The sequence below is a fragment of the Liquorilactobacillus vini DSM 20605 genome (assembly GCF_000255495.1).
In the GTDB taxonomy this organism is placed as follows: Bacteria; Bacillota; Bacilli; order Lactobacillales; family Lactobacillaceae; genus Liquorilactobacillus; species Liquorilactobacillus vini.
Map to the genome: position 1 here is coordinate 1 of NZ_AHYZ01000073.1, position 774 is coordinate 774.

General features: G+C 33.5%; 1 protein-coding gene. It reads left to right on the top strand.

All coding sequences use genetic code 11. The features are described from left to right. Positions 1-29: 29 nt before the first annotated feature. A partial coding sequence (locus tag ON15_RS04785; protein WP_010580343.1) for a BglG family transcription antiterminator occupies positions 30-774 on the top strand: 745 nt, incomplete at its 3' end.

A 774-nucleotide genomic window follows, 5' to 3' on the forward strand; every position in this document is an offset into this window, starting at 1 on the left:
TTAACGAATTTTTTTAAGGAGAATTAAAAATGAAATCACGAACATGGAAAATATTGGGTTTGTTGTTAGATACAACTAGTTATCAGGCTTTTACAACTTTCCAATTGGCTCAACAATTTGATGTCAGCAAGCGAACAATTTTAAACGATTTAAATGAGTTAAAAGAATTTTTAGCAAGTTATAGTGTATCGCTAAAGTATCAATCGAATTCTGGATATTTTTTAGAGGGGGAAGATAGCGATCTTTTGCGAGTTAAAAACTCATTAAATTCGATAACTGCTAGTTTAACTGCAAAAACAAGACGTCAACAGATAACAATTGGATTGCTCTTAAGTAAAAAAGCAACTTCCATTAATGAGTTAAGTGATAAATATCATGTTTCGCGTAGCTCAATTGCCCGTGATTTTAAGATAATTAAACAGGATCTAGCTCAACAAGGGTTAGATCTTGTTTCTGATTTTAAAGGCACTCGAATTACTGGAACTGAAGCATTGATTCGAGAAAACTTGCGTCAACAAATTAAGGAATATCAACCTTTGACAGTTCAACGGCCTTTGACGATGAAACCGGATGACTCTAAGCTGGATTCAGCTGCTTATACGAGATTAGCTGGCGTATTTTCTACAAGTACGATTTCAAGAGCAGAACGGGCTTTAACAAATTTTGAGCAACAAGCGCAATTCAATTTAACAGATATTATGTATTTAAACATGATTACTCACATACTGATAATTATCAATCGGAATGGACATTTAAAAGAGCAATCTTTACCTG